Genomic DNA, 23,071 nt, shown 5'->3' with positions numbered 1-23,071 from the left:
TTTGGCAGGTTAAAAAATAGACGCTGCCAGCGATTCTGTACAAGGCTTGTACAAGTTATCGGACAACAGGCTGGATTATTGGATCCATATAGCGGTCAGCATGAAACCTGTCAGGACATACGGCACGAAGGCTTGCCTGTCGCCCATTTCTTCAGTGAGGGCGGTCAAGCGTCTTTTTACCTTGGGATTGAGCAGTGCCCATAGACGTTTGCGGGTCAATAGCCATAGGACCACGCTGACACCAGCTCCGATGAACGTGCCGAGCACGTATTGCGGGCTGGTTGCCACAGCCAGCGCGCCCATCAGCTTGACGTCGTCGGCGCCGAACCGGCCCAGCATGTAGCCAGGCAGGGTCAACAGCATGACGATAGCCAGTGCCCAGCCTGCATCGCTGGCTTCGGAGCCGATCCAGGTGTGGCCGGTCGCGAACAGCCAGACCAGGGCACCTGTGGCGAAACCTAAGGTCAGCACGTTGGCGATCTGGCGCTCGCGGATATCTTGTTCAGTGCACAAGGCAAGCCACATCAGAAGAACAATGCTTTGCATCGGCAGGCGCCTTCCCGTTCGTTGAACACTTCTACCCGTTCAGTCAGGTTTCCTAGACAGGGTAGACGCGATCTGACGAACGGGCAGGGTGGGCAGGCAAAAAGTGCGAAGGCACAGCAGGGCGGCTGGCTTACCTGACACGACCAGGTGGGTAGTTGCCAAGCACTTGAGCGACGGTCTTCTGGATCGCGTTGTTGCGCTCTTCGGGGCCAGGTGGGTAGTTGTTCATGATCTGTTCTGCGCTGCCACGCCAGACCAGCTTGCCGTCGCGGCCATCGAACAGGTCGATTTGGATGGTCGCGACCTTGTAATCGACGCTGCGGGTTTCGTTGTACATCGGGCCGCCCCAGTAGCCATTCCAGTAGCCTCCCCAGCCGCCGCCATAGTTGGTGGTGATCTGCTGCTGGCGCTGCTCGACGATCAGGTAGGCGCGTACGGTGAGGTCGGCCTTGGCGGTGCCTTGGGCAGGGCGCAGGCCACGCTGGTCAAGCTGGTCGGCAACGGCTGTGCGGATGCGTTGCTCGGTCAGGTCACTCTTGATGCGTGGGTCGTCAGGGCGGTATTGCAGGCCCGGCTCCTGCCAGGCCCAGCTGCGGTAGGCAGCGAAATCGCGGCTGGCGTCGAAATCCTGCAGAACATTGTTGCTTGAGCAGGCGGCGAGCACCAACGCGAACGACAGTAGAACCAAGCGGCGCAACATGATGGTTCTCCGTTAGGCGTTAACTGGGAGGATAGCCGCTGAGCGCTTTACGAACCGACTCGCGAAGGGCTGCCTCGCGATCGCGCGGCGAGCTTCTGTCGCTGCCACTTTCGGCGCTGGCGCTCCACACTGGCTGGCCATTGCGGGCATCGAACAAGTCGATACGCACCACCATCACTTCCACCTCGTAGGTACGTACGATCGGCACGCTGCCGTAGGCGCCGTAGCCGTTGCGGTAACCGCCAAAGCCAGCGCCGCCGTAGGGGTACGGGCCGTAATAAGGGTCGTAATAGTCGTCACGGACTTGGCGCAGGCGCCGCTCCAGGCGCAAGTCAGCACTGACCAGCAAATCGCCGGTAGCGCCGCGGGCGGGGCGAAGGCCCTGCTGATCGAGGGCTGTGCTGATGGCGTCGGCTATTTGCGCAGGGTCTGCCTGAGCAGTGCCGTTGGGCAACTGACCATTACGCCAGCTCCAGCTGCGATAGCGCCCGTAGTCGCGCGGCGCCGCCGGATAGGCGCTGGCATCGAAGGTGCTGGCCGCCTGTGCAGGTGCAGGGGGCAGCGGGCGGCTGCTGGCCACGTAGGGGTTAGTGCCCTGGCAGCCAGCCAGGGCTAGGGGCAGCAGGGCCAGGCACAACAGACGGTACGGCATGTATCCCTCCGGCAGGGGTGCAGTCAGCAGGGCCGGCACATCCAGTGCAGGTAGCGGCCAAGGCCGGCGAAGCTGGGGTGACGGCGGTGAGCCAGTTCCATTTCCAGCAGATCGGGCAATGGGGCTTTTTCCTGAAATTCTCTAGGCATGTAGTCGTGGAAAACACGCACGCCACTTTCGGTTTCAATGCGCCACATGCCTTCAAGTTGCGCCTTGAGCTCGCGCGGATCAAGCGGTTTTTGCGGGGTCAGGCTCTGCTTTTCACCTTCCAGGCGGTTGCTGCGCAATTTGCGCAGGTGGCCCTTGAGCAAGTTGCGATAGACCAATGCATCGCGGTTGTAGAAGGCCAGCGACAGCCAGCCTGCCGGGGCGGTTAGCTGATGCAGCACCGGCAGGATGCTTTGCGGTTCGGCCAGCCATTCCAGGACGGCGTGGCACAGCACCAGGTCATACGGCTGGTGCAGTTGGTCAGGCAGCGCTTGCCAGGGTGCCTGGATGAAGGTGGCGGGCTGGCCCGCCTCGGCGAAACGTTCCCTGGCCCCTTCGAGCATCGGTGTGGCGGGCTCGGCGAGCGTTACATGGTGCCCACGCTGGGCCAGCCACAAGGCCATGTGGCCCAGCCCCGCGCCAACGTCCAGAACCCGCAGCGGCCGATCGGGCAGCGCCTCGGCCAGGTCCGCTTGCAGCACCGCCAGGCGTATCGCGCCCTTGTTGCCGCCGTAGATTTTCTGGGCAAAGCGCGTGGCCAGTTCATCGAAGTGACGGTCATTCATCGGGCAAAGCGCCTTTCGCTGTCGGCAAGCTTGGCCTGCACCACCTGCTCCATATCCAGCCCCAGCTCACTGCACAACAGCAACAGATAGAGCACCACGTCGCCCACTTCCTGGCCTGCGTGGGCCAGCTGGTCGGCAGGCAATTGCCGGGATTGCTCCTCGCTAAGCCACTGGAAGATTTCCACCAGTTCTGCCATTTCAACGCTGGCGGCCATGGCCAGGTTCTTCGGGCTATGAAAGCCGCGCCAGTCGTTGTTGTCGCGAATCCGGTGCAGGCGTTGGGTCAGTTCTTGCAAATTCATCGGTGCTCTCCTAAGGCTGCATAGCTTCTGCCCAGGCCCGATGCAAAGCAAGTACGAACAAGGCGTTACAGCACGGCCCAGCGCCCGACCATGTGCAGCAATCCACCCTGACCGTCCAGCCGCAACTCCCCTGCGGGCCCCGCCTCGCTGGCACTGAGGATGACTTCCGAAGGCAGGCGCACCGGCTTGCGGAACGCTACTTCGAAGCGGTAACCGCTGGTGGGGATGTGCGTGCGCAAGGCTGCCAATGCCATGGCGCTGCTCCACATACCGTGAGCGATGGCCTTGGGGAAGCCAAACAGCCGTGCGCTGATGGCGCTCAGATGGATCGGGTTGTAGTCACCACAGACCATGGCGTAGCGCCGGCCTATATCGGTGTCGGCGTACCAACGGGTCATCTGGGGCAGGGCGCTTGGGGCATGCTCCTGGCTATCTTCTGCCTGGCCATCGAGCTTCAGGCCGCGCACCAACATGCGGCTGGTCTCGCGCCACAGCAGCCCGAGGCCATCCTCGGCCTCGGTGACAAGGTCGAAGGTGCCGCCCTTGGCGTGGGCCTGTAGGTTATCGGCATACACCGCAAAACGCAGCTCGTCGATGCCACCCAGCGGGCGCAGCACGTCGATACGGTTGTGCAAATGGACAAGCCCGAGCAAAGGGAAAGGGAAGTCGTGGCTGGTGAGCAATTGCAATTGCAGGGTGAACGCCATCACGTGGGGGTAGGTGGCAGGCAAACGGCCTTCATCGGTGAAGTGGCAGAGCCTGCGGTAGGCTTCAAGGTTGCCGGGCTGTACGTGGATCAGGCTGCGCAGGCCGCCAGTGGGCAGGGCATGGCCACTGATCTTGCGTTTGCTGGCCGCGCGCAGGTAGAGGCTGGCGCGTGAGTCTGGGCTGTGCAGGTCCTGCCATTGCCGGCTCATGTTCAAGCCCCCATCAAAGCTTGGCCGCAAACGCGCAGCACTTGGCCGTTGACCGCGCCGGAGCCTGGCTGGCTGAGCCAGGCGATGGCTTCGGCGACGTCCTGCGGGCGCCCACCCTGGCCCAGTGAGCTCAGGCGCCGCCCGGCCTCGCGCAGGCCAATGGGCATGGCTGCGGTCATGTGGGTTTCGATGAAACCCGGCGCCACGGCATTGATACTGCTGCCGTGCTCGGCGAGCTTGGCGGCCCAGGCTTGCGCAAAACCGATCAGGCCGGCCTTGCTCGCGGCATAGTTTGCCTGGCCGCGGTTGCCGGCGATGCCGCTGACCGACGCCAGCAGGGTGATCCGCGCGTTATCGCCCAACGCGCCTGCGTCATGCAAAGCCTTGGTTAGCAGTTGCGGGGCCTTGAGGTTAACCGCCATCACCGCATCCCAGTACTCCGGGGTCATGTTGGCGAGGGTCTTGTCGCGGGTGATGCCAGCATTGTGCACCACGATATCGATGCCCTCGGGCAGCGCTTCGAGCAGCCTGGCAGGCGCATCGCTGGCGCAGATGTCCAGCCCCAGGGCCTTGCCGCCAAGGCGAGCGGCCAGTGCATCGAGTTCCTGCTGTGCTTGCGGCACATCCAGCAGCATTACCTGAGCACCATCACGTGCCAGGGTTTGCGCGATGGCGGCGCCGATGCCCCGTGCCGCGCCAGTGACCAGGGCGCGGCGGCCACCGAGGGGGCGGGTCCAGTCTTCGACCTGGGCAGTGCAGGCCTGCAGGTGCAACACCTGGCCCGAAATGAAAGCACTTTTGGGCGACAGGAAGAAGCGCAGCGCACCCTCCAGTTGCTCATCCGCGCCTTCGTCCACATACAACAATTGCGCGGTGGCGCCGTTGCGCAGTTCTTTGGCCAGCGAGCGGCTGAACCCCTCGAGGGCACGCTGCGCGACACTGGCAAGCGGGTCGTCGAGGGTCTGTGGAGCGCGCCCGAGAATTACCACATGAGCACAAGCGGCAAGGCTGCGCAGCAATGGCTGGAAGAACTCGCGCAACTGCTTGAGCTGGTCGCTGTCGGACAAATGGCTGGCGTCGAACACCACGGCCTTGAGCTTGGGCCCAAGCCCGGCGACCCATTGCGGTGACTGCAGGCCTTGGCCATTGAAGCTGTAGAGGGTGTCGGTCAGTCGCGGGGCAATGGCTTCGACTTGCTTTGCCAAGGGGCCGCCACCTAGCACCAGCGCGCCTTCAACCGGGCGCAGGCGGCCTGCCTGCCAGCGCTCCAGCGGCGCCGGGCTCGGCAGGCCAAGGGCATCTACCAGGCGACGCCCGAGGTTGGAGTTGGCAAAGCCGAGATAGCGATCGCTCATGTGCGGGTCTCCCTGAAGGCAAGCTTGCAAGTGTGGACCAACTTTATGCCAAGGTCGTTCGAATGCGGCAAAAACACCTAGGCTGTACGGATCGAATGGTTAACGGAGGACTATACGCATGAGCTCAACTCGTCGGGTCGCGATCCTGGGCGGCAATCGTATTCCCTTCGCCCGCTCCAATGGCGTTTACGCCAACGCCAGCAACCAGGCGATGCTGACTGCGGCCCTGGAGGGCCTGATCGAGCGTTATCGCTTGCACGGGCTGCAATTGGGGGAAGTGGTGGCGGGGGCTGTGCTCAAGCATTCGCGGGATATGAACTTGACCCGCGAATGCGTACTCGGCTCCCGTCTGTCGGCGCAGACGCCTGCCTACGATCTCCAGCAAGCCTGCGGTACTGGCCTGGAGGCTGCGCTGCTGGTGGCCAACAAGATTGCCCTCGGGCAGATCGACAGTGGCATTGCCGGCGGCGTGGATACCACGTCCGATGCACCGATCGGGGTCAATGAAGGGCTTCGGCGTATCCTCTTGCAGGCTAACCGTGGCAAAACCTTGGCCGAGCGACTCAAGCCGTTTCTGCAAATACGGGCGAGCCATCTCAAACCTGAGCTGCCGCGTAACGGCGAGCCGCGCACCGGGCTGTCGATGGGCGAGCACTGCGAGCGCATGGCGCAAACCTGGGGCATCGACCGCGCCGAGCAGGACGCACTGACGTTGCACAGCCATCGGCACCTGGCGGCCTCCTACAACGAAGGTTGGCAAGATGACCTGCTGACGCCTTTTTTGGGCTTGGCCCGTGACAACAATCTGCGTACCGATCTGACCCTTGAGCAACTGGCCAGGCTCAAGCCATCCTTCGACCGCAGCGGCCTGGGCACATTGACGCCCGGCAACTCCACGCCACTGACCGATGGTGCTTCGATGGTGCTGCTGGGTAGCGAGCAGTGGGCTCAAGAGCAGGGCCTGCCAGTGCTGGCGTATCTGGTCGATGGCCAAACCGCTGCCGTGGATTTCGTCACAGGCCAAGAGGGGCTGCTGATGGCGCCGGTGTACGCGGTGCCGCGGCTGCTGGCGCGTAATGGCCTGACCTTGCAGGACTTCGATTACTACGAAATCCATGAAGCCTTCGCCGCTCAGGTGCTATGCACCCTCAAAGCCTGGGAGGATGCCCAATACTGCCGTGACCGGTTAGGGCTGGATGCGCCCTTGGGGCGCATCGATCGCAGCAAGCTCAACGTCAAGGGCAGTTCATTGGCGGCAGGGCACCCCTTCGCAGCGACTGGCGGGCGGATTCTGGCCAACCTGGCGAAGTTGCTGGCCAAGGCCGGTAAAGGCCGCGGGCTGATTTCCATTTGTGCAGCGGGCGGGCAGGGGGTGACGGTTATCGTCGAGCGGTGAGGCGAAGGCGATCTCTGATAGGCTTGGCTGCTCGGCACTACAAGAATTGGCTATGCAGTTGATCGGACATCCTCGCGCTATTCCAGCCTTGGGACACTTGCCCCGGCCTGTCTATGCGCGTGTCGAAAGCCTTCACGCCGGTTCCTATGCGACGCGACACAGCCATGATTGGGTCCAGTTCTGTTATGCGATCAGCGGCGTACTGGGGGTTTATACCAACGGTGGCAATTATTTCGCTCCGCCGCAGTGGGGCGTCTGGATACCCGCTGGTGTGGAGCACGATGTGGTGGCATCCGGGCAGGCTGAGATGCGTAGTTTGTACATCCGTCGTGATGCGTGCCAATGGGCGCCGGGGCACTGTCGGGTACTGGAAGTGACGCCCTTGGCCCGTGAGCTGATCAAGCAGTTCTGCCTGATGCCGGTCGAGTACCCTGAAGGCGATAGCGCCGAAGGGCGCCTGGTCAGCGTATTGCTGGACCAGCTGCGCACGTTACCGGAGGTTGGGTTCTCTGTGCCTTTGCCGAGCCATCCAGGCCTGCAGGCGTTGTGTAACAGCCTGATCGCCGAGCCGGACAAGGCGCATACCTTGCAACGATGGGCGGCGAAATTAGGGTGCTCGGAAAAGACCTTGATGCGTTTGTTTCAGCGCCAAACCGGCCTGAGTTTTCGCAACTGGCGCCAGCGGATGCGTTTGTTGTCATCGCTTGCGTTGCTGGAGGCGGGGCAAAGCGTGACCGACGCGGCGCTGGGCTGTGGCTATGATTCGACCTCTGCCTACATCGCGGCCTTCAAGCAATTGTTTGGAGCGACGCCGGGAGAACTGAAGTTTTGATGTAGACCGCCCCGGCCCTTTCGCGGGTAAACCCGCGAAAGGGCCGGGGCATCGGTACTCAGGTGCGGAAGCGGCGTACCAGGGCATCCAGTTCATTGGACAGCCCGGCAAGGCTCTCGGAGTCCTGGCGCGCTGCCTGGGCCAACTCAGCTACCAACTGCGCGTCGCCATGAATCTGGCTGATGTGCCGGTTGATGTCCTCGGCCACCTGGTGCTGTTCTTCGGCTGCCGTAGCGATCTGCGTGTTCATGTCGCGGATGATGTCTACCGACTCGCGAATTTGCCCGAAGCTGTCACGGGCCATACCGATGCGGCTGACCGACTGCTGCGACACCTCCAGGCTGGCATGCATCTGCCCAGCCACTTCTGCCGTGCGGCTGGCCAGGTTGCCCAACAAGCCATCGATTTCGGCGGTCGAGTCAGCGGTGCGTTTGGCCAGCGCCCTAACTTCATCGGCCACCACGGCAAAACCACGGCCCTGTTCACCCGCGCGGGCCGCCTCGATGGCGGCGTTCAGCGCCAGCAGGTTGGTTTGCTCGGCAATCGAGCGAATGGTGCCGAGGATGGACTGAATGGCGTTACTGTCGCGCTCCAGTTGCTGGATCGACTGGGCCGACTGCTCGATCTCTTGGCTGAGGCGGTCCACGCTGCTGACTGCCGCGTCAATCTGTTGCTGCCCTTCACGGGCCTGCTGCTGACCGCTATCGGCCGATTGCGCAGCCTGGCTGCACGAACGGGCCACTTCGTTGGCGGTTGCGACCATCTCGTGGAATGCAGTGGAGACCATGTCCACGGCTTCTCGCTGGCGCCCAGCGGCCTCGGCCATGTCGCTGGAAACCTGGGTCGAGCTGGTGGAGGTGCTGAGGATCTTGCTGGCGGCTGAGCCGATGTGCTGGATCAGGCTACGGATGGCGCCAAGGAACTGGTTGAACCAGTTCGCCAGTTGCGCAGTTTCGTCGCGCCCACGCACGTCGAGGTTGCGGGTCAGGTCGCCTTCGCCTTGGGCAATGTCTTCCAGGCCGCTGGTGACGCTGTTGATCGGGCGCACGATCAGTTTGGCGAACGCCGCGCCCAGCACGGCGAACACGGCTGCCAGCACCAGCGCGATAGCCCCGATCAGCCAGGTCAGGCGTGTGGTGGTCTGCATCACTTCGCTTTGCTGGATCAGGCCGATGAAGGTCCAGCCCAGTTTCTCGTCCGGGTAGACGTTGGCCATGTAGCGCTCACCGTTGATCTGCACCTCGACCAGACCTTTGCCGGCCTTGGCCAGCTCGGCATAGCCATCACCGAAGCTGCCCAGCTGCTTGAAGTTGTGGCTGGCATCGCGGGGGTCGACCATGACATTGCCGTTGCTTTCCACCAGCATCAGGTACCCGCTTTCACCCAGCTTGATCTGTTTCACGATCTCGGTCAGGCCCTTGAGCGAAACATCGATGTTGACCACCCCGCCTGGGTTGCCCAGCTGGTTGGGTACGGCGCGTACGGTGCTGATCAGCACTGCATCGTCGGCAGCCCAGTAGTAGGCGCCAGTACGTACGGTCTTGCCGGGGTTGGCCATGGCCTGCTGATACCACGGGCGCTGGCGCGGGTCGTAGTTGACGAACTTCTGCCCGGCTGGCCAGCACACATAGCCGCCGTCACTCACGCCGTAGGAAACATAGGCATAGCCTGGGTGAGACTCTGCCAGACGGGTGAAGAAGTCCATGAGCTGCTGATCCTGTTCACCCAGTTCGTTGGACGGGGTGGCGCTCATGTACTTGTTCAGGTTGGTGCCGGTGGCCGCCACCATCGGCTGCGAGGCCAGGTAGGCGACATTCTGGTCGATGCCCTGGAAGAAAATGTTCATCGCATTGCTGACCTGACGGATTTCCCGGCTGCTGCTGTCGAGGAAACCGTCGCGGGCTTCGCCGCGCAGGTTGAGGACCACCAGGGTGGCTACGAGGACGATGGGCAAGCCCGCGATCACCGCGAAGGCCCAAGTCAGTTTTTGTTTGATGTTCATCGACGCTCCCGGGGTTTTGTTTTTTGCACGCGAGGCAGGTAGCAACTACATCGGCAGCACCCAGGGAAAAATTAGGCCAGACGCCCGTATTTATTGGGCGAAGTCGCATTTGACGACGATTCGGTCGGCGGCAGGCTAATATGGCATACCAAACAATTATGACGCTGTCGCCTCTCCATGCCGTGAAGTGCGAACCAAGCTCCTCAATGGCAGCAGCCCGCGTTTTTGGCCAGGTCCTTGAGAATGGGGCAATCCGGTCGATCGTCTCCCTGGCAGTGGGCAACCAGGTCCCCCAGCGTGTCACGCAGACTCTCCAGCTCCTCGATGCGCCGGTTCAGCTCATCGATGTGACGCATTGCCAGAGCCTTGACATCGGCACTGGCGCGCCCGCGGTCCTGCCACAGAGTCAGCAACTTGCCCACTTCATCCAAAGAAAACCCCAGGTCGCGGGAGCGCTTGATGAACGCCAGGCTATGCAGGTCTTCGGCGTGGTAAACGCGGTAGCCGCTGTCACTGCGCGTGGCCGGTTTGAGTAAACCAATGGCCTCGTAATAGCGGATCATCTTAGTGCTGAGCCCGCTGCGGCGGGCCGCCTGGCCAATGTTCATTGGGCCTCCTCGGCTCTGCTGGTGGGTGCCCAGGTTTTCAACCACAGGGCATTGCTGACCACGCTGACGCTGGACAGCGCCATCGCAGCCCCGGCCATGACCGGGTTGAGGTAACCCAGTGCGGCCAAGGGGATGCCGATCAGGTTGTAGATGAAGGCCCAGAATAGGTTCTGACGGATTTTCGCGTAGGTCTTGCGGCTGATTTCCAGCGCAGCAGGGACCAGCCGCGGGTCACCCCGCATCAGCGTGATGCCCGCAGCCTGCATGGCCACGTCAGTACCACCGCCCATGGCGATGCCGATGTCGGCAGCGGCCAGGGCCGGGGCATCGTTGATACCGTCGCCGACCATGGCCACCACCCCGTCCTTTTTCAGCGCAGCTACGGTGGCGGTCTTATCGGCCGGTAGCATTTGGGCGTGCACATCATCGATACCGAGGGCGTCAGCCACCGCCTTGGCGCTGCCGTGGTTGTCGCCGGTCAACAAGTGGCTGCTGATATGGCGGGCGTGCAGTGCAGCGATGGCTTGCTCGGCGCCGGGCTTGAGGCTGTCGCCGAACGCCAGCAGGCCGAGTACGCGTGGCGCCTCACCCTGCTCAATCAGCCAGGACAGCGTGCGCCCCTCGGCTTCCCAGGCTTGTGCCTTGCTCGCCAACTCGCCAGGTTGTAGGCCGCTTTCATCGAGCAGGCGGCGGTTGCCAAGCGCCAACGCGTGGCCCCGTACGAAACCGGCAATGCCGCGGCCGGAGAGTGAGAGGCTATCGCTCACTTCAGGCACGTCCAGGCCCTGCTCGGTGCAAACAGCCAGCACCGCCTTGGCCAGGGGGTGTTCGCTGCCCCGCTGCAGGGCGCCGGCCAGGCGCATGAATTCGGCGTGGTCGATCCCCTGCGCCTGGCTGTGAACGACCCGCGGGCTGCCGGAGGTGAGAGTCCCGGTCTTGTCGAACACCACGCGGTTGACTGCATGGGCGCGTTCCAGCGCTTCGGCATCCTTGATCAGAATGCCGTGGCGCGCCGCGACGCCCGTTCCGGCCATGATCGCAGCCGGCGTGGCCAGGCCCAGGGCACAGGGGCAAGCGATCACCAGTACGGCGACAGCATTGATCAACGCCGTCTCCACCGGCGCGCCGGCCAGCCACCAGCCGATTAAGGTGATTACTGCCAGCACCAGCACCGCAGGGACGAACACTTGGCTGACCCGGTCGACCAGCTTCTGGATCGGTGCTTTGGCCGCTTGTGCGTCTTCAACCAGGCGGATGATGCGGGCCAGCACGGTCTGCGCGCCTAGCGCCTCGGTGCGAATCAGCAGCCGGCCTTCGCCGTTGATGGCTCCGCCAGTGACGCGGTCGCCGGGTTGTTTGGCCACCGGTAGGCTCTCGCCACTGATCAGCGCTTCGTCAGCGTGGCTGCTGCCTTCTTCGACGGTACCGTCGACCGGGAAGCGCTCGCCGGGTTTGACCAGCACCCGATCGTCCAGGCGCAGCGCGCTGATCGCAACTTCCTCTTCGTGGCCATCAACCACCCGCAAGGCGCGTTCCGGGCGCAATGCCTCCAGCGCGCGGATGGCACTGGCGGTCTGGCGCTTGGCGCGGCTTTCAAGGTACTTGCCCAGCAATACCAGGGCTATCACCACCGCCGACGCTTCGAAATACAGGTGCGGGGCCGTGCCGACCGGGGCCGTGGCCCACTGGTATAGGCTCAGGCCGTAACCTGCGCTGGTGCCTAAGGCCACTAGCAGATCCATGTTGCCAGCACCGGCGCGCACAGCTTTATAGGCGGCCTGGTAAAAGCGTGCGCCGAGTATGAATTGCACGGGTGTGGCCAGGGCCAATTGCGCCCAGGCAGGTAGCATCCAGTGCAGGCCGAACGGCTGCACCAGCATGGGTAAGACCAACGGCAGTGCCAGCAGCAAGGCGGCCACGACGGCCAGGCGCTCGGTGCGCAGCCGCCACTGGATGTCTTGCCGGGCACTTTCCGTGGCTTGTGGCAGGCTGGCGCTGTAGCCGGCTTTTTCGACGGCGCTGATCAACAGTGCATCGTCGACTGCCTGCTGCACTTGCAGATGAGCCCGTTCATTGGCCAGGTTGACGCTAACTTGTTCGACCCCTGGTAGCTTGCCCAATGTTCGCTCGACCCGGCCGACGCAGCTGGCGCAGGTCATACCGGTGATCTGTAGTTCCACGGTTCGGCTTGGCAGTGTGGTGGCGGGCATGGCTTTGCTCCTCGGCAGGGCTTGGGCACAGCATCAACCTTGCCACGCAGGGAAGGTCAATAGCCCAGGCTGGCTCGTCGCAACTCAAGGCCATTGTGGCCCATGGCAATACGGTATTTGTTGATCTGCCCCGCTTGCAGGTTGAGCCGTGTGCTGCGTTGGTCCTCGATACCGGCAGCGCAGCCGGGCATTTGCCCAGGCAGCAGGCGCAGGCGCACGTCCACCGGGCCAGGCGGCAGGTTGAAGGATGTGGACTGCTCTTGGAATACCCGACCGGAAAGCTGGTCATTGAGGTACACGCCGATCTCGCAACTGGTCGCCACCTCCAGGCGTTCCCGGGAAATGATCAGTACGCTGTAGTCCGAGTTGCTCTCGGCGCTGGCCGGGGGCACTGCGGCTAGTGCGGCCAGTAGCCCGACTGCGCCCACTGCTGTCCTGAACATGAAAAACCTCCTGCATGCGCGATCGTCAAAGGCGCAGCTTGGCTGAGGTGCGCGCGGATTTCCAGCCCGGCCGCGCAACGCAGAACTTGACCTTGACCCGATGGCAAGCTTGAAACTGGACAAAACCCCGAAGGAGGCATTCCCCATGCAAGTGTTCAATGTACAAGGCATGACCTGTGGCCATTGTGTGAAAGCTGTGACGCAAGCAGTGCAGGCGCTGGATGCACAAGCCAAGGTTGACGTGGATCTGGCCGGCAAAAAAGTCAACGTGCAGAGCACACTGACGGCTGAGCAGGTGCTGGCGGCCATTCGTGAAGAAGGCTACCAGGCCGAGTTGACATAACCGCAGCCTGATCGCGACACACAGGGCCCGACGCAGGTAGACTTAGCAGCTTGCTTAGCATGCTATGGATTTCTGATGAACCTGCGAATGGTGCTGATTCTGGGCGCACTCAGTGCGTTCGGGCCCTTGGCGATCGACTTCTACCTGCCCGCCTTCCCGGCCATGGCGCAGGCGTTCGCCACCGATGAAAAACACGTACAGGCCACTCTTGCGGCCTATTTCCTTGGCTTGTCGATCGGTCAGCTGGCCTATGGGCCTGTGGCAGATCGGTTTGGTCGGCGCAAGCCTTTGGTATTCGGGGTGGCTTTGTTCACCCTTGCCTCACTGGCCTGCGCCTATGCGCCCAACCTCGACACGTTGATCATCGCTCGCTTTGTCCAGGCGCTGGGCGGTTGCGCCGGCATGGTCCTGTCGCGGGCCATCGTCAGCGACAAGTGCGACCCGGTGGCGTCTGCCAAGGTGTTCTCGCAGTTGATGCTGGTGATGGGCTTGGCTCCGATCCTGGCACCGATGCTGGGTGGGGTGCTGGTGAACTTCGCCGGTTGGCAGTCGATCTTCCTGGCGCTAAGCCTGTTCAGTGCAGCCAGCTTATTGGCCGTAACCCTTGGCCTGCCGGAAAGCTTGCCGGCGCATATGCCGCGCCAGCCACTGTCGGGTGCCTTGCGCCAATACCTGCGTCTGTTGGCCGACCGTGTGTTCCTCGGCCACGCGTTGACGGGGGGGATCGCCATTGCCGGTATGTTTGCCTACATCGCTGGTTCACCTTTCGTCTTCATAAATCTCTACGGCGTACCTGCTGAACATTATGGGTGGCTGTTCGGCACCAATGCTGCTGGCTTCATCCTGGTCGCGCAAGTCAATGCGCGCCTTCTGGTCAAGCGAGGCCCGGCATTTCTGCTGAGCCGTGCGGTCTGGGTGTACCTCGCGGCGGGCCTCTCGCTGTTGGCTGTTGCGGCCCTGCAACCCGCTGCACTGTGGCCATTGCTGGTGCCGCTGTTCGTCTGCATCGCCAGCCTAGGGTGCATCATTCCAAACGCGGCCGCCTGTGCCATGAGCGGCCAGGGCGCTCGGGCGGGCAGCGCGTCGGCATTGATGGGCTGCCTGCAGTTCAGCGTCGCTGCCGCTGCAGCAGCGCTGGTCGGTGTGCTTCATGACGGGAGTGCAATACCCATGAGCCTGGTAATCAGTTTATGCGGGGTGCTGGTGGTCAGTGTCGCATTGCTGACCCGGCGCTTTCAGGCAGCGCGCCCTGCATGAGCGAGTGAGGGGCCTGCAGGCGATTTTGTAGGGTAGCGACGAAGGCGCGGGCCTCGGCTTCGCTGCGAAAACTCACTACATGCTGGTCGAGCCTGACCTGCCAGGGGCAGTTGGGGTTGCGGGTCGACGTACTGACGACAATTTTCATCGCGGCATACCTCCGATTGGCAAGAGGGGCGCAGATAGTGTAGCGCTGCGCACAACCGTTGCCATGGCCCGAGCGGGTGTTCGGACTGGCGGTCGGGGCGTTGTCTCAAGGGTTTGTCTGAAGTTTCCATAGGCTTCGGCTGAATTGAAGTAGAAGCTTCGCTTTGAGTTGCGCTACTTGAGGAAGGGTACTGTCGGCAGAGTCGCAGCACGCTCTGGGCCATCCTTCCTTATGCCCAGTATTTTCCCTCCTGCTCTGGTTTGTAGAGCTTTGCCCGCCACATCGACCGATTCGAGGGTCACCCTACCCAGCGTCATTCGGGCTTACCTGCACAGGTTCCGAGCTGCCGGATGCGGCTTTTCTGCGGCTTATACTGGCGGTCGAGCACTTTGCCTTGGGGGCGATTAGCGTAGCCAAGGCTGGCCTCTGGAAACCAGACGTGATCACGCGGGAGAGATAGGGATATGAATGCAGTCAGCAGTATCAGTCAGATTGCCGGCCTGATGGCCGACCCCAAGCGCAGCGCGATGTTATGGGCGCTGATCGATGGCACCCCGAGGCCGACCGATGAACTGGCGATGATGACCGGGCTGACCTCGTCTTCTGCCTGTGCGCATTTGGCGCTGCTGTCTTCGGCAGGCCTGCTCAGGCTCGAGGCGCGGGGCCGCAAGCGCTACTTCAGGCTCGCCACTCCCCAGGTCGGGGTCGCCGTCGAAGCGTTGGCCAGTGTGCAGTTGGTTGCGCAAAACAGGCGGCATACCGAGGTACTTCAATTGCCAATGGCGATGCGCAGGGCGCGCCGCTGTGGTGACCACTTGGGCGGCGAACTGGCGGCTGAACTGTACCATCGGCTGGTAGTGGCTGGTTGGCTGGTGGGCAGTGAGCGGGAGCTCACGGTGAGCGATGAGGGGCGGGCTCAACTGGCGGCCATCGGGGTCTACATCGACGCGCTGGCATCACGACGCCAAGGCGGCTGTTCGGTCTGCCACAACAATGAGTTGAGCGACCAAGGGCCGCACTTGGGCGGCAGCCTTGGCCAGGCATTGCTCAAACTGTTTCTTCAGTCTGGCTGGATACGCGAACCTGAAGGCACGCGGGTGCTGCAGATTTCTGCCGAAGGTGTGCAGCAGATCAACCGCATCGCCCGCGTGGCGACTTTGCAGGTGGGGTGACGGCTTCAGATCAGGCGAGCATCCAGGCTGTTCTGCGCCAGCTTGCGAGCCTGGTCTTCGGTCATGCCCAGGTGGGTGTGCAGGGCGTGGAAGTTCTCGGTGACATAACCGCCGAAGTAGGCCGGGTCGTCCGAGTTGACTGTCACCTTGACGCCACGCTCGAGCATATCGAGGATGTTGTGTTGGCTCATATCGTCGAACACGCAAAGCTTGGTATTGGACAAGGGGCAAACAGTGAGCGGGATCTGCTCGTCGATGATGCGCTGCATCAGGCGCTCGTCTTCGATGGCGCGTACGCCGTGGTCGATCCGCTTGATCTTCAGAAGGTCCAACGCTTCCCAGATGTACTCGGGCGGGCCCTCCTCACCGGCGTGGGCGACAGCCACGAAACCTTCGCTGCGGGCGCGGTCGAACACGCGCTGGAACTTGCTTGGCGGGTGGCCCATCTCCGAACTGTCCAGACCGACAGCGATGAACGCGTCGCGGAACGGCATGGCCTGGTCTAGGGTCTTTTGCGCTTGCTCTTCGCTGAGGTGACGCAGGAAGCTCAGGATCAGGCCGCTGCTGATGCCCAGTTGCTCGCGGCCATCCTTGAGTGCCTGGTTGATGCCATTGAGCACCACTTCGAACGCGATGCCGCGGTCAGTGTGGGTCTGCGGGTCGAAGAACGGTTCGGTATGAATCACGTTCTGTGCCTTGCAGCGTTGCAGGTAGGCCCAGGTCAGGTCATAGAAATCCTGCTCGGTGCGAAGTACGTCCGCGCCGCGATAGTACAAGTCGAGAAACTCTTGCAGGTTATTGAACGCATAGGCGCTGCGCAGGGTTTCTACGTCATTCCATGGCAGGGCAATCTTGTTGCGCTCGGCCAGTGCGAAGAGCAGTTCGGGCTCCAGCGAACCTTCGAGGTGCAGGTGTAGTTCTGCCTTGGGCAGGGCATTGAGCCAATCATACATAGGGGGAATGTCTCGAATCAGGAACGGTTGCCGACATTCTACAGGGCTCGGCCGGGTATTGCGCCCGGCCGGTCGGTATTCATCTCACCACGTCAGCGGCTCGCCTTTGTAGTTGATGAAGCGTAAGCCACCCTTGCCGCTTTGCGCCTTGATCTGTTCCAGCATGCCCCGAGTGCTGGTGAGCACGTCAATTTCCGCGTTTTCACCGCCCATGTCGGTCTTCACCCAGCCGGGGTGCATGGCCAGTACGCACAGGTCCGGGCGCTGCAGTTCGACCACAAAGCTGTTGATCATCGAGTTGAGCGCCGCTTTGCTGGCTTTGTACAGGCACAGCTCGCCGCCGTCGGGGATGGTTACGCTGCCCAGGATCGAGCTCATGAACGCCAGCACGCCAGTGTTCTCGCGCAGCTGGCCTGCCAGGCGGCGGGCGACACGGATCGGGGCCACGGCATTGGTCATGAACAACTCGCCAACGGCCTGGCTGCTTACCGATTCGAGGTCCTGCGGCAGAGGGCCCATGACGCCAGCGTTGACGAACACCAGGTCGAATACCTCGCCTTGCAGGCGTTGCTTGAGGCCGTCGAGTTGAGCGGCGTCATTGATTTCCAGTTGTTCAATGCGCACGCCCGGGACATCGGCCAGGGCGCCGGGCTGCTGGGGATTGCGCACGGTGGCGGTGATGCTCCAGCCATCTTCCTGCAGGCGCTGGACCAAACCCAGGCCTAGGCCGCGGGATGCGCCGATGATGAGGGCAGTTCTCGAAGTTGCCATTGGAAGATTCCTTTATGGGAGTCGGAAAACAATTGAGCATACTGCAGTGCCGTCAGGTGTGCCTGCCTAGCGTCTGGCTAAAAAATGTACAGCTACGCCCGGCCCTGAGTGAGCCGGGCACTGAACGGTTGGCTCACGGGTTATCCACAGGCTGATCCACAGTAATTGTGCGCAAGCCTGCCCGCGATCTGTCGTTCGCACTGGGGATAACTCACCACAGTTCAGGCACTTGGTGCTGTCATCAAACGCTGATCAAAATATGCTCAATGCTCCGCAGGCCTTTGCTGGCATGGGATGCAGCGGAGTGCCCCAAGCTTATCCACAGGCCGGCCCACAGTTGATGTGGGCAAGTCTCAGCGGTCCTGCAAGATGATTCGGCCGCGGCTCAGATCGGCCAACTGCTGTTGCAAGGTGCCCAGGTGCTCTTCACCCAGCGCGATTTCAAGGTCGACGCCATTGGCGGTGAACTGCTCGTCCAGCACCAGACCGTCGACCTCTGCCAGGCGCAGTTTCACCAGCGCCAGTTCGCTGAACGTACAACTGCAAACGAATTCGCTGCGCTTTACCAGCAGCCGTTTGGGCGCCTGTTGCAGGCATTTGTTGGCGCCACCCCCATAGGCGCGGGCTAGCCCCCCGGTGCCCAATTGAATGCCGCCGTACCAGCGGATTACCAGCACCACGACCTGGTCGCAATCCTGTGCTTCGATGGCCGCCAGGATTGGCCGCCCGGCGGTTCCGCCTGGTTCACCATCGTCATTGCTGCGGTACTGCCCGCCGATCTTCCATGCCCAGCAGTTGTGGGTGGCGGCCACGTCGCTGTGGCGTTCGATGAAGCTCATGGCTTCGGCCGCACTGGTGATCGGGGCGGCAAGGGTGATGAAGCGGCTCTTGCGGATTTCCTCGCGAAATTCGCAGAGCTCGAGCAAGGTAGAAGGCATAAATGAACGTCAGGCGCTCGGCGTGATGCCGCAGCCTTTGAGAATGATGTGGATAAGGTTATTGCTGGCATCTTCCATATCTTGCTTGGTCAGCCGGCTCCGGCCGGTGACCTGGCAGATCTGGGTAGCGAAGTCGGCATAGTGTTGGGTGCTGCCCCACAGCAGGAAGATCAGGTGCACCGGGTCCACCGGGTCCATTTTTCCGGCTTCGATCCAGGCTTGGAATACAGCAGCCCGGCCGCGGAACCACTCCCGGTAGTCGGCGCTGAAGTACTCGGTGAGGCAACTGCCGCCGCTGATCACTTCCATTGCGAAGATCCGCGAGGCCTGAGGGTTGCGCCGGGAGAACTCCATTTTGGTACGTATGTAATGGCTCAGCGCGGTGCCCGGGTCGTCGTCGACGCTCAAGGCGTTGAAGGTGCTGTCCCACAATTCGATGATGTTACTCAGCACGGCGATGTACAGGCCGAGTTTGTTGGTGAAGTAGTAATGCAGGTTGGCCTTGGGCAAGCCGGCTTTCAGCGCGATGGTGTTCATGCTGGTGCCTTTGAAACCATGACGGGCGAATTCGTCTTCGGCGGCTTGGATGATGGCCTGTTCGTTCTTCTGGCGGATACGGCCGGCGGGCTTGCCCGAGGCGGGGAGGCGATGCGCTGGGACTTCTAGGGTCATGGACGATTCCGGACAGGTCTGTGGCAACGAATGTCGGACAAGATTACCTGCCTGTGCTGGCCTGACAAGCCTTAGCGTCAGAAGCGGGCATCAGCGTGTCGCAGCCAGGCTTTCGAGGAAGCTTTCCAATACCAGATTTGGCCGACGGCCCTTGCGGGTCACCCAGCTCAGGCTCAGGTCGTAGAACCGTTGCGCCGGTTTGAGCGCGCGCAGGCGGCCCTGCTGGACCCAGAAGGTCGCGTAATGGTCCGGAAGATAGCCGATGTAGCGCCCAGTCAGGATCAGAAAAGCCATGCCTTCGCGGTCTGAGGCACTGGCGGTGCAATTGAGGGCCTGGTAATGCGCCTGAATCTCTGCAGGCAGGCGGAAGGTAGGGGCGATGGCCTCCTGGCTGTTCAGGCGCTCATCGTCTATCTGCTGGTTGTCGGCGTAGAACAACGGGTGGCCAACCGCGCAATAAAGCTGTGAACGCTCGCTGTACAGCGATTGATATTCCAGGCCTGAAAGTGGGCTGGTCTGCGGCACCACACCGACGTGCAGACTGCCGTCCAGCACGCCTTGCTCGACCTGGCTGGGGGAAATCATGCGGATCTGGATACGCACTTCGGGGCCGCGGTCCTTGAGTTCGGCCAGGGCATGAGTGATGCGCATGTGTGGCAGGGTAACCAGGTTATCGGTCAGGCCGATGTTGAGCTCGCCGCGCAAATGCTGGTGCAGGCCATTGACCTCGGTGCGGAAAGTTTCAAGCGCACTGAGCAATTGCAGTGCCGAGTGGTACACCTCGCGGCCTTCCTCGGTCAGCGAGAAGCCAGCGCGGCCGCGCTGACACAAACGTAAGCCCAGGCGTTGTTCGAGATCGTTCATCTGCTGACTGATGGCCGAGCGGCCTATGCCCAGCACGTTCTCCGCAGCGGAGAACCCTCCGCATTCAACGACGCTTCGGTAAATTTTCAGCAAGCGGATATCGAAATCACTTACCTGGGCGAGAGGGTCGGGGCGTCGGCTCATAAGTTTAGTCTTGCGCTAACTGAAGATTAGAAATGTAGGCTTTTTCAGACTTTATCGCCGTGCCAATTTAGCTGCAACAACATCCATCGTTGCCTAACAGTCTTTCAAGGACCCCGCCGATGAACATGCCCGAAGCCGTCACTCCAGGTATCGCCAGCCAGCTGAAGCTCGATGCCCACTGGATGCCTTACACCGCCAACCGTAACTTCCAGCGCGACCCGCGCTTGATCGTCGCGGCCGATGGCAATCACCTGGTAGACGACAAGGGCCGGCGAATCTTCGATGCCCTCTCAGGTCTGTGGACCTGTGGTGCCGGGCATACCCGCAAGGAAATCACCGAGGCAGTCGCACGTCAGCTGGGTACTCTCGATTACTCCCCGGCATTCCAGTTCGGCCACCCGCTTTCGTTCCAGCTCGCCGAGAAGATCGCTGAACTGACGCCCGGCGACCTGAACCATGTCTTCTATACCAACTCGGGCTCCGAGTGCTGCGACACCGCGTTGAAAATGGTGCGTGCCTACTGGCGCCTAAAAGGCCAGGCCACCAAGACCAAGATCATTGGCCGTGCGCGTGGCTACCACGGGGTTAACATCGCGGGTACCAGCTTGGGTGGCGTCAATGGCAACCGCAAGATGTTCGGCCAATTGCTGGACGTCGACCACCTGCCCCACACCGTGCTGCCGGTGAATGCCTTCTCCAAAGGCCTGCCGGAGGAGGGTGGTATCGCCTTGGCAGATGAAATGCTCAAGCTGATCGAGCTGCACGATGCGTCGAACATTGCAGCCGTGATTGTCGAGCCGCTGGCAGGTTCCGCCGGTGTGCTGCCGCCGCCCAAGGGCTACCTCAAGCGGTTGCGTGAGATCTGTACGCAGCACAACATCCTGCTGATCTTCGACGAGGTCATCACAGGTTTCGGCCGTATGGGTGCCATGACTGGGTCCGAGGCTTTCGGTGTCACCCCAGACCTGATGTGCATCGCCAAGCAGGTCACCAACGGTGCCATTCCGATGGGGGCAGTGATCGCCTCCAGCGAGATCTACCAGACGTTCATGAACCAACCGACTCCGGAATACGCCGTCGAATTTCCTCACGGCTACACCTACTCGGCGCACCCTGTTGCCTGCGCCGCCGGTATTGCTGCGCTCGACCTTCTGCAAAAAGAGAACTTGGTGCAGTCGGCTGCAGAGTTGGCGCCGCACTTCGAGAACCTATTGCACGGCATCAAAGGCACCAAGAATGTCGTCGACATCCGTAACTATGGCCTGGCAGGCGCGATTCAAATCGCTGCCCGCGACGGTGATGCCATCGTGCGGCCTTACGAAACGGCCATGAAGCTGTGGCAGGCCGGCTTCTATGTTCGCTTTGGCGGCGACACTTTGCAGTTCGGGCCAACCTTCAATACTCAGCCGCAGGAGCTGGACCGTCTGTTCGACGCGGTCGGTGAAGCCCTGAACAAGATCGACTGATCATCACGCTTTCGACGCAGAGCGCGTGAGCCGATCACGCGCCTGACTCAACCTTCTTTATCTGGAGTTTTGCATGAGCATTGTTCAGCACCTGATTCACGGCGAGCTGGTTACCAAGGGCGAGCGTACCGCCGATGTCTTCAATCCATCTACCGGACAAGCGGTGCGTAAGGTCGAGTTGGCCAGCCGCGCGACCGTTCAGCAGGCCATCGACTCTGCCAAGGCCGCGTTCCCGGCTTGGCGCAATACCCCCCCGGCCAAGCGCGCTCAGGTGATGTTCCGCTTCAAACAACTGCTGGAGCAGAATGAAGCACGCATCTCGCAGATGATCAGCGAAGAGCACGGCAAGACCCTGGAAGACGCCGCTGGTGAACTCAAGCGTGGCATCGAGAACGTCGAGTTTGCCTGCGCGGCGCCAGAGGTGCTTAAAGGTGAATACAGCCGCAATGTTGGCCCTAACATCGATGCCTGGTCCGACTTCCAGCCGCTGGGCGTAGTTGCTGGCATCACCCCGTTCAACTTCCCAGCCATGGTGCCGCTGTGGATGTACCCGTTGGCCATCGCCTGCGGCAACGCCTTCATCCTCAAGCCATCCGAGCGCGATCCCAGCTCGACGCTATTCATTGCGCAGTTGTTGCTGGAGGCTGGCCTGCCGAAAGGTATCCTCAACGTGGTGCACGGCGATAAAGAAGCCGTCGATGCGCTCATCGAAGCACCGGAGGTCAAAGCACTGAGCTTCGTTGGTTCGACGCCAATCGCCGAGTACATCTACGCCGAAGGTACCAAGCGCGGCAAGCGCGTCCAGGCTCTGGGCGGTGCGAAGAACCACGCAGTGTTGATGCCCGACGCTGATCTGGACAACGCGGTCAGTGCGCTGATGGGTGCGGCATACGGTTCGTGCGGTGAGCGCTGTATGGCTATTTCGGTGGCTGTGTGCGTCGGTGATCAGGTTGCCGATGCACTGATCGCCAAGCTGGAGCCGCAGATCAAGGCGTTGAAGATCGGTGCCGGTACTTCCTGTGGTCTTGACATGGGGCCCCTGGTGACCGCTGCTGCCCGTGACAAGGTAGTCGGCTATATAGACGATGGCCTGGCCGCTGGCGCCAAACTGGTGGTCGATGGTCGTGGTTTGCGTGTATCGGGTAATGAAGACGGCTACTTCGTCGGCGGTACCCTGTTCGATCACGTGACCCCAGAAATGCGCATCTATAAAGAAGAGATCTTCGGCCCGGTGCTGTGCGTGGTGCGCGTGAACAGCCTGGAACAAGCCATGCAATTGATCAATGACCATGAGTATGGCAACGGCACTTGCATCTTTACCCGTGACGGTGAAGCCGCGCGCCTGTTCTGCGACGAAATCGAGGTAGGCATGGTGGGGGTCAACGTACCGCTCCCAGTTCCTGTCGCTTACCACAGCTTTGGTGGCTGGAAGCGTTCGCTCTTCGGTGATCTGCACGCCTATGGGCCGGATGGCGTGCGCTTCTATACCCGCCGTAAGGCGATCACCCAGCGCTGGCCGCAACGCTCCAGCCATGAAGCGTCGCAGTTTGCATTCCCTAGCTTGTAAGCGCTGAGCGTAAGCGGGGGAGGCCGCAAGCCTCCCCCGC

General features: G+C 61.8%; 24 protein-coding genes and 1 pseudogene. 7 read left to right on the top strand and 18 right to left on the bottom strand.

Annotated elements, in window-relative coordinates; translation table 11 throughout:
- Positions 1-75: 75 nt before the first annotated feature.
- From HU725_RS19990 to HU725_RS19960, 7 genes are all read right to left on the bottom strand, one after another.
- Positions 76-546 (bottom strand): A24 family peptidase, encoded by a 471-nt coding sequence (locus HU725_RS19990; RefSeq protein ID WP_186476437.1) that lies wholly within the window; start codon positions 544-546, stop codon positions 76-78.
- Between the two features lie 130 nt (positions 547-676).
- Positions 677-1,246 carry a DUF4136 domain-containing protein gene (locus HU725_RS19985; protein WP_186476438.1) on the bottom strand — a complete coding sequence of 190 codons (570 nt, stop codon included), beginning with the start codon at positions 1,244-1,246 and terminating at the stop codon, positions 677-679.
- 19 nt (positions 1,247-1,265) lie between these two features.
- Entirely contained in the window at positions 1,266-1,898 is a 633-nt protein-coding gene (locus HU725_RS19980) for a DUF4136 domain-containing protein (protein ID WP_186476439.1), read from the bottom strand.
- 23 nt (positions 1,899-1,921) lie between these two features.
- Complete coding sequence (locus HU725_RS19975) at positions 1,922-2,671, bottom strand: methyltransferase domain-containing protein (RefSeq protein ID WP_186476440.1); 750 nt, start codon at positions 2,669-2,671, stop codon at positions 1,922-1,924.
- The gene (locus tag HU725_RS19970) at positions 2,668-2,973 is read right to left on the bottom strand and encodes a MazG-like family protein (RefSeq protein ID WP_186476441.1); all 306 of its coding nucleotides are present in this window, start codon (positions 2,971-2,973) and stop codon (positions 2,668-2,670) included. The genes HU725_RS19975 and HU725_RS19970 overlap by 4 nt, the downstream gene beginning before the upstream one ends.
- A 65-nt stretch (positions 2,974-3,038) precedes the next feature.
- Entirely contained in the window at positions 3,039-3,890 is an 852-nt protein-coding gene (locus HU725_RS19965; protein ID WP_186476442.1) for a MaoC family dehydratase, read from the bottom strand.
- A 2-nt stretch (positions 3,891-3,892) separates the two neighbouring features.
- A complete protein-coding gene (locus HU725_RS19960; protein ID WP_060479737.1) occupies positions 3,893-5,245 on the bottom strand; it encodes a 3-oxoacyl-ACP reductase in 1,353 nt (450 codons plus the stop codon).
- Between the two features lie 118 nt (positions 5,246-5,363).
- Here HU725_RS19960 and HU725_RS19955 point away from each other — a divergent pair, with 118 nt between their 5' ends.
- Together HU725_RS19955 and HU725_RS19950 are read left to right on the top strand one after the other, a co-directional pair.
- Entirely contained in the window at positions 5,364-6,641 is a 1,278-nt protein-coding gene (locus tag HU725_RS19955) for an acetyl-CoA C-acetyltransferase (RefSeq protein ID WP_186476443.1), read from the top strand.
- Between the two features lie 52 nt (positions 6,642-6,693).
- Positions 6,694-7,473 (top strand): AraC family transcriptional regulator, encoded by a 780-nt coding sequence (locus HU725_RS19950; protein ID WP_186476444.1) that lies wholly within the window; start codon positions 6,694-6,696, stop codon positions 7,471-7,473.
- Positions 7,474-7,531: 58 nt separating this feature from the next.
- Here HU725_RS19950 and HU725_RS23225 read toward each other — a convergent pair whose 3' ends face one another.
- The 5 genes and pseudogenes from HU725_RS23225 to HU725_RS19930 all read right to left on the bottom strand — a co-directional run bounded on the left by HU725_RS23225 (position 7,532) and on the right by HU725_RS19930 (position 12,736).
- Entirely contained in the window at positions 7,532-8,260 is a 729-nt protein-coding gene (locus HU725_RS23225) for a methyl-accepting chemotaxis protein (RefSeq protein WP_371326788.1), read from the bottom strand.
- 129 nt (positions 8,261-8,389) lie between these two features.
- A pseudogene (locus HU725_RS23220) lies at positions 8,390-9,319 on the bottom strand (cache domain-containing sensor histidine kinase); the annotation flags it as partial.
- 359 nt (positions 9,320-9,678) lie between these two features.
- Positions 9,679-10,083 (bottom strand): Cu(I)-responsive transcriptional regulator, encoded by a 405-nt coding sequence (gene cueR, locus HU725_RS19940; RefSeq protein WP_186476445.1) that lies wholly within the window; start codon positions 10,081-10,083, stop codon positions 9,679-9,681.
- The gene (locus HU725_RS19935; protein ID WP_225915499.1) at positions 10,080-12,293 is read right to left on the bottom strand and encodes a heavy metal translocating P-type ATPase; all 2,214 of its coding nucleotides are present in this window, start codon (positions 12,291-12,293) and stop codon (positions 10,080-10,082) included. Before HU725_RS19935 ends, cueR begins: the two co-directional genes overlap by 4 nt.
- Before the next feature lie 56 nt (positions 12,294-12,349).
- Positions 12,350-12,736, bottom strand: a complete 387-nt coding sequence (locus HU725_RS19930) for a hypothetical protein (protein ID WP_060479732.1) — start codon at positions 12,734-12,736, stop codon at positions 12,350-12,352.
- A gap of 145 nt (positions 12,737-12,881) precedes the next feature.
- On the opposite strand from HU725_RS19930, the gene HU725_RS19925 reads away from it, so the two are divergent.
- The gene (locus tag HU725_RS19925; protein WP_186476446.1) at positions 12,882-13,079 is read left to right on the top strand and encodes a heavy-metal-associated domain-containing protein; all 198 of its coding nucleotides are present in this window, start codon (positions 12,882-12,884) and stop codon (positions 13,077-13,079) included.
- 75 nt (positions 13,080-13,154) lie between these two features.
- Entirely contained in the window at positions 13,155-14,336 is a 1,182-nt protein-coding gene (locus tag HU725_RS19920) for a multidrug effflux MFS transporter (protein ID WP_186476447.1), read from the top strand.
- Here the strand turns inward: HU725_RS19920 and HU725_RS22945 are convergent.
- Positions 14,287-14,484: a hypothetical protein gene (locus HU725_RS22945; protein WP_081016688.1), complete on the bottom strand. Its 198-nt coding sequence runs from the start codon at positions 14,482-14,484 to the stop codon at positions 14,287-14,289. The genes HU725_RS19920 and HU725_RS22945 overlap by 50 nt on opposite strands.
- A 464-nt stretch (positions 14,485-14,948) precedes the next feature.
- Here HU725_RS22945 and HU725_RS19915 point away from each other — a divergent pair, with 464 nt between their 5' ends.
- Complete coding sequence (locus tag HU725_RS19915) at positions 14,949-15,656, top strand: ArsR/SmtB family transcription factor (RefSeq protein ID WP_186476448.1); 708 nt, start codon at positions 14,949-14,951, stop codon at positions 15,654-15,656.
- A gap of 5 nt (positions 15,657-15,661) precedes the next feature.
- On the opposite strand, the gene HU725_RS19910 is transcribed toward HU725_RS19915, so the two are convergent.
- From HU725_RS19910 to HU725_RS19890, 5 genes are all read right to left on the bottom strand, one after another.
- Positions 15,662-16,609: an adenosine deaminase gene (locus HU725_RS19910; protein WP_186476449.1), complete on the bottom strand. Its 948-nt coding sequence runs from the start codon at positions 16,607-16,609 to the stop codon at positions 15,662-15,664.
- A gap of 84 nt (positions 16,610-16,693) precedes the next feature.
- Positions 16,694-17,380: an SDR family oxidoreductase gene (locus HU725_RS19905; protein WP_186476450.1), complete on the bottom strand. Its 687-nt coding sequence runs from the start codon at positions 17,378-17,380 to the stop codon at positions 16,694-16,696.
- Positions 17,381-17,733: 353 nt separating this feature from the next.
- Entirely contained in the window at positions 17,734-18,318 is a 585-nt protein-coding gene (locus tag HU725_RS19900; RefSeq protein WP_186476451.1) for an IMPACT family protein, read from the bottom strand.
- Between the two features lie 9 nt (positions 18,319-18,327).
- Entirely contained in the window at positions 18,328-18,990 is a 663-nt protein-coding gene (locus HU725_RS19895) for a TetR/AcrR family transcriptional regulator (RefSeq protein ID WP_060479726.1), read from the bottom strand.
- A gap of 90 nt (positions 18,991-19,080) precedes the next feature.
- The gene (locus tag HU725_RS19890; protein WP_060479725.1) at positions 19,081-19,998 is read right to left on the bottom strand and encodes a LysR family transcriptional regulator; all 918 of its coding nucleotides are present in this window, start codon (positions 19,996-19,998) and stop codon (positions 19,081-19,083) included.
- 119 nt (positions 19,999-20,117) lie between these two features.
- Between HU725_RS19890 and aptA the strand changes: the two genes are divergently transcribed.
- Both aptA and HU725_RS19880 read left to right on the top strand, forming a co-directional pair.
- Entirely contained in the window at positions 20,118-21,464 is a 1,347-nt protein-coding gene (aptA, locus tag HU725_RS19885; protein ID WP_060479724.1) for an omega-aminotransferase AptA, read from the top strand.
- Between the two features lie 73 nt (positions 21,465-21,537).
- Positions 21,538-23,031 carry a CoA-acylating methylmalonate-semialdehyde dehydrogenase gene (locus tag HU725_RS19880; RefSeq protein ID WP_186476452.1) on the top strand — a complete coding sequence of 498 codons (1,494 nt, stop codon included), beginning with the start codon at positions 21,538-21,540 and terminating at the stop codon, positions 23,029-23,031.
- The last annotated feature ends 40 nt before the right edge of the window (positions 23,032-23,071 follow it).

Origin of the sequence: Pseudomonas promysalinigenes (assembly GCF_014269025.2) — a bacterium.
Taxonomy (GTDB): domain Bacteria; phylum Pseudomonadota; class Gammaproteobacteria; order Pseudomonadales; family Pseudomonadaceae; genus Aquipseudomonas; species Aquipseudomonas promysalinigenes.
Note: the sequence above shows the minus strand (reverse complement) of the source record. Positions and strands in the feature narration are given on the sequence as shown.